The following is a 4,652-nucleotide window of genomic DNA, read 5'->3' on the forward strand; positions in this document are numbered from 1 at the left end:
GGCCAGGTCGGAGAACACGGCACCCGCATAGCCCATGGCATTGGTGACGGTGTTGTTCGTCGCGTGGGAAAAACTCGGATCGGCGACATTCCAGGTGGCAAGGCTGGCAACGCCAAAGGCGGCCAGCGCGAACAGGCCGACGCCGACCAGCCGCCCGACCTGACGCCGCGCGAACGCCTGGATGCCGTGCCCCGTATCGGCCAGCGCAAGCGGTGCTGAAGCCCCTGAACGCATGCTCTTCCCCGTCTGTCATGGACTTGCCGGGTGCGTGGCGCATTCCGGCAGATTCGGGCCTCAGACTATCGGTGGGAAGGTTAAGGGCGCATTAACTATAAGAGGTTGAGACGCTCAAACCTCGTTACCACTGGTTGAGCCGCTTGCTGCTCGAAGAATGGCGCCGAGTGTGGGCGAAGGGGGGTCGCCAATTTGGGTAGAGGCATGCAACCCGTCTTCCTTCGCGTGGCGGCACTGGCCTGGGCAGGGCTCAGTTTGCTGCTCGCTTTGCACTGGTTCGTCGAACTCGGCATGGTGGGCTTCCCGGACGGCTATGTGACGACCTTCGCCAGAGCGACCGGTCCGCTGCTGCACATCCTCGCCACAGCCTGCCTCGGACAAGGCCTGTATTTTCTGTTCAGAGGTCTTTTCGGCAAGGGATTTGCAGTGCGAGGCCTCGGCCTGCGGGTTTTGATCGCCGCGGTCCTGACAGTGGCGCCTGTGCTGATCGTCAGGAATTGCCCGCATTCCCGGACATGCAGCAGCGCGTATGAAGCGCTGACGAACACCATGATGGACGACGGCGCCGGCGGATAGAGCTGCCGCCTGCCGAAACAATGGCGGACTGCCGGGCCCGCCATTGGTCGTCTGGAACAAAGATCGGGCCTCGGCCCGACCGGACAAATCAGTTGGCGCCGCCGAGCGCCTGCACATTGGCGCAGAATTCCGCATACGGCTTGCTCATCGCCGCATCCTGGCATTCCTTCTTCATCGCTTCCTGCTTTTCCATCGGCATGGCCATGAAAGCGGTCTTGAAATCCGCCATCGGCTTCATGGTCTTCATGCCGGAATCCGTGAAGAACGGCGCCATGTTGTCGGGCTCATCCAGAGCGCCGGCAAATGCAAAGCCGCTGACCATGGAAAGAGCGAGCGCTCCAAGGCAGATATTCTTGAGGTTCATGAAATGGTTTCCTTCCCTGTTGTTTGGCACGAGCGTCAGAACGACGATCGTCCCCCCAGTTCGGAACCAGAGCGGTCGTTGTTTCCTCAAAAAGCTTGATCACACGAACGTGATTGCGCCAAGGCGGGCATTGCCGGAATGACTTGCCAAAAAAAGAGGCCCGGATGCGATCCGGGCCTCAATGCGTGAACTCCTTTCGGGAGCATCACGACGGGATAGGAATTGCGGGGCGGCCAATGCCGTCCCGCACGGGCTTACGAGTGGTAGGCCGCTTCGCCATGCGAGGTGAGGTCGAGGCCTTCGCGCTCTGCGTCGGCTGTCGGACGCAGGCCGATGATCAGGTCGACGATCTTGTAGAGGATGGCGCTGCCGATGCCCGACCACAGCAGGGTCACCAGGACACCCTTGGCTTGCGCCAGGAGCTGGGTGGCCGTGCCGGCATAGCCGGCAGCAAAGTCGGCCGTCGAATAGTCGACAATGCCGGCGCCACCGAGGGCAGGATTGACCAGGATGCCTGTGCCGAGCGCGCCGATGATGCCGCCGATGCAGTGGACGCCGAAGACATCAAGGCTGTCGTCGTAGTCGAACGTGTTCTTCACCACCGAGACGAAGAAGTAGCAGACGAAGGTGGCGACGATGCCGAGCACGATGGCGCCCATCGGGCCGGCAAAGCCGGCAGCGGGCGTGACGGCGACGAGGCCGGTCACCGCACCCGAAACAGCACCAAGCATGGAGGCTTTGCCGCGCAGCAGCGATTCAAGCACGATCCAGGTGACCGCCGCCGCCGCCGTGGCGACGAAGGTATTGATCATGGCCAGCACCGCATAGGCGTTCGCTTCAAGATTCGAACCGGCGTTGAAGCCAAACCAGCCGACCCACAGCAGCGAAGCACCGACCATGGTCAGCGTCATCGAGTGCGGCGCCATGAGATCCTTCTTGTAGCCGCTGCGCTTGCCGATCATGAGCGCGCCGACGAGGCCGGCAATGCCCGCATTGATGTGAACGACCGTGCCGCCGGCGAAGTCGATGGCGCCGAAGCTGAAGATGAGGCCCGTCGGATCGCTATAAGCGCTCGGGCCGCCCCAGAACCAGACCATATGTGCAATCGGGAAGTAGATGAAAGTGACCCACAGGATGACGAAAAGGATCAAAGCGGAGAATTTGACGCGTTCGGCGAAGGCGCCGACGATCAGAGCCGGCGTGATGCAGGCGAAGGTCATCTGGAAGACGACGAACACCAGTTCAGGAATGGCGACACCCTTGGTAAAGGTTTCCGACAGGGTCGTCACATCGACGCCGGAGAGAAACATCTTGGAAAGGCCGCCGACGAAGGCGTTGCCCGGGGTGAAGGCGAGGCTGTAGCCGTAGAAAACCCAGATGATCATGACCACGCTGGTGATGGTGAAGACCTGCATCAGCACTGACAGCATGTTCTTGCTGCGAACCAGGCCGCCGTAGAAAAGCGCAAGACCGGGAACCGTCATCAACAGCACCAGAACGGTGGAAACCATCATCCACGTGGTGTCGCCCTTGTCGACGGTGAAAGCTGGCGCTGCTGCGGCCGCGGCGGGAGCCGCTTCCTGCGCGAATGCGGCGACCGTGCCCAATGCTCCGAGCGCGAACGAGCCGAGCAGCGCGGAGCGCGCCGCTGACTTCAAGGTGGAAGGAATATTCATTGAACTCTCCATTGGAATACGTGATCGCCGCTCAGAGCGCGTCGGTGTCTGTTTCGCCGGTGCGGATGCGCACCGCCTGATCGATGCCGAAAACGAAGATCTTGCCGTCGCCGATCTGGCCGGTCTTGGCGGCGGCGGAGATGGCCTCGACAGCCTTGTCCACCATGTCGGAACTGACGGCGACTTCGATCTTGATCTTCGGCAGGAAGCTGACCGCGTATTCCGCCCCGCGATAGATCTCCGTATGCCCTTTCTGACGCCCGTAGCCTTTGACTTCGGTGACGGTCAGGCCCTGGATGCCGACGGCGGTAAGCGCTTCGCGTACCTCGTCGAGCTTGAACGGCTTGATGATTGCCATCACAATTTTCATAAGGTTTCACCCTTCGCTGTTGCGGTCCCCCGCGTTTGCACACCTTCACCGATCCTAAAAAGCCGGAGAGTGCCCACGAGGATTCAAGCTCCGTGCCAAGTGCCGAAGCAGGGTGTTAACCCGTTGTAAACAAAGAGATTAGAGAGCACACCGACGCAACCTGCCCACAGCTGCAGCGATGCATCTGCCTAAAACTTAGGCAATTTTTGAAAAATGCCTACTCTGCAGGCGATCGCTTGAGCCGGATCAGCCCTTCCTGCGCAACCGAGGCGATCAGCGTGCCGTCGCGGGCAAACAGCGACCCGCGTGTAAAGCCGCGCGACCCCTGTGTCGACGGGCTGTCCTGCGTGTAGAGCATCCAGTCGTCGAGCGCATGGCTGCGATGGAACCACATGGCGTGGTCAATGCTCGCCGCCTGGATATCGCGATCGAAAATGGCGCGGCCATGCGCAAAGGTCGATGTGTCGAGCAGCGTCATGTCGGAAAGATAGGCGAGCACCGCCGCCTGGATGGCGCGGTCCGCCGGCACCGGACCTGTGGTGCGGATCCAGATATTCTGCTTCGGCTCCAGCTTTTCGCGGCTGGTGTAATGCTTCAGCATCACCGGCTTCATCTCGATCGGCCGGTCGCGCTCCCAGTAGCGTTTGATGCCATCGGGCACCGCCTCGGCGAATTTGCCCAGCAATTCGCGTTGCGACAGCAATGTGTCCGGCCCCGGAACGTCCTGCGGCATCGGCACCTGGTGCTCGAGACCGACCTCGTCCTGCTGGAACGAGGCTTCGAGCGAAAAGATCGCCTGGCCGTGCTGGACCGCCACCACGCGCCGCGTGGTGAAGGAGCCGCCGTCGCGAATACGGTCGACCTCGTAGACGATCGGCACCTTGGTGTCGCCGGGCCGCATGAAATAGCCGTGCAGCGAATGCACGTGCCGATCGGGATCCACTGTCCGCTGCGCCGCCACCAGCGCCTGGGCGATGGTCTGGCCGCCGAACACGCGCTGCCAGTCGAGCAAGGGGCTGCGACCACGATACAGATTGTGTTCCAGCTTCTCGAGGTCGAGAATGCCGAGAAGCTCGTCCATGGCTGCCGTCATATTTCGCGCCCTCGCCGCAGAAGTGTTATGGCGGTTTCCGACAGGACGGACAGGCAGTCAAGGGTGCAGGACCCGGCCGGCGCGCAGGAGCGAAGATGATGGAACGCAAGGCGGACACGAAAACCGGGCCAAACGCGAAAACAGTATCTGGGCTCGATGTCCTGGTCGCCGGCGCCGGCTACGTCGGCCTGGCCGCCGCCGTGTCGCTGAAGCAGGCGCGACCGGGTCTCGCCATCGCTCTCGTCGATGCCGCACCTGCTGGCGCCTGGCAAAGGGATGGCCGCGCCTCGGCCATCGCCGCCGAGGCGCGGCCATCCCTTTGCAAGGCGCCAGCAGGTG

At 62.1% G+C, this 4,652-nt stretch carries 7 protein-coding genes; 2 read left to right on the plus strand and 5 right to left on the minus strand.

What is annotated here, in order from left to right; genetic code table 11:
• The coding region (locus tag EN750_RS19565) for a DNA translocase FtsK 4TM domain-containing protein (RefSeq protein WP_145967776.1) at positions 1-234 on the minus strand (234 nt) is incomplete at its 3' end.
• A gap of 225 nt (positions 235-459) precedes the next feature.
• Here EN750_RS19565 and EN750_RS19570 point away from each other — a divergent pair.
• Complete coding sequence (locus tag EN750_RS19570) at positions 460-810, plus strand: hypothetical protein (RefSeq protein WP_245482746.1); 351 nt, start codon at positions 460-462, stop codon at positions 808-810.
• Positions 811-898: 88 nt separating this feature from the next.
• Here EN750_RS19570 and EN750_RS19575 read toward each other — a convergent pair whose 3' ends face one another.
• The 4 genes from EN750_RS19575 to tesB all read right to left on the minus strand — a co-directional run bounded on the left by EN750_RS19575 (position 899) and on the right by tesB (position 4,313).
• Entirely contained in the window at positions 899-1,174 is a 276-nt protein-coding gene (locus tag EN750_RS19575) for a hypothetical protein (RefSeq protein WP_127267328.1), read from the minus strand.
• Positions 1,175-1,428: 254 nt separating this feature from the next.
• Positions 1,429-2,850, minus strand: a complete 1,422-nt coding sequence (locus EN750_RS19580) for an ammonium transporter (protein WP_127267327.1) — start codon at positions 2,848-2,850, stop codon at positions 1,429-1,431.
• Positions 2,851-2,881: 31 nt separating this feature from the next.
• The gene (locus EN750_RS19585) at positions 2,882-3,220 is read right to left on the minus strand and encodes a P-II family nitrogen regulator (RefSeq protein WP_127397384.1); all 339 of its coding nucleotides are present in this window, start codon (positions 3,218-3,220) and stop codon (positions 2,882-2,884) included.
• A 217-nt stretch (positions 3,221-3,437) separates the two neighbouring features.
• Positions 3,438-4,313, minus strand: a complete 876-nt coding sequence (gene tesB, locus EN750_RS19590) for an acyl-CoA thioesterase II (protein ID WP_127397385.1) — start codon at positions 4,311-4,313, stop codon at positions 3,438-3,440.
• Between the two features lie 98 nt (positions 4,314-4,411).
• Between tesB and EN750_RS19595 the strand changes: the two genes are divergently transcribed.
• On the plus strand, positions 4,412-4,652 hold a 241-nt coding region (locus EN750_RS19595), incomplete at its 3' end, for an FAD-dependent oxidoreductase (RefSeq protein WP_189526325.1).

This window comes from Mesorhizobium sp. M7A.F.Ca.ET.027.03.2.1, from assembly GCF_003999175.1.
Lineage (GTDB): Bacteria > Pseudomonadota > Alphaproteobacteria > Rhizobiales > Rhizobiaceae > Mesorhizobium.

Coding starts and splice junctions, on each gene's coding strand:
- EN750_RS19575 (WP_127267328.1), bottom strand. CDS start 1,174: ATGAACCTCAAGAATATCTGCCTTGGAGCGCTCGCTCTTTCCATGGTC.
- EN750_RS19580 (WP_127267327.1), bottom strand. CDS start 2,850: ATGAATATTCCTTCCACCTTGAAGTCAGCGGCGCGCTCCGCGCTGCTC.
- EN750_RS19585 (WP_127397384.1), bottom strand. CDS start 3,220: ATGAAAATTGTGATGGCAATCATCAAGCCGTTCAAGCTCGACGAGGTA.
- tesB (WP_127397385.1), bottom strand. CDS start 4,313: ATGACGGCAGCCATGGACGAGCTTCTCGGCATTCTCGACCTCGAGAAG.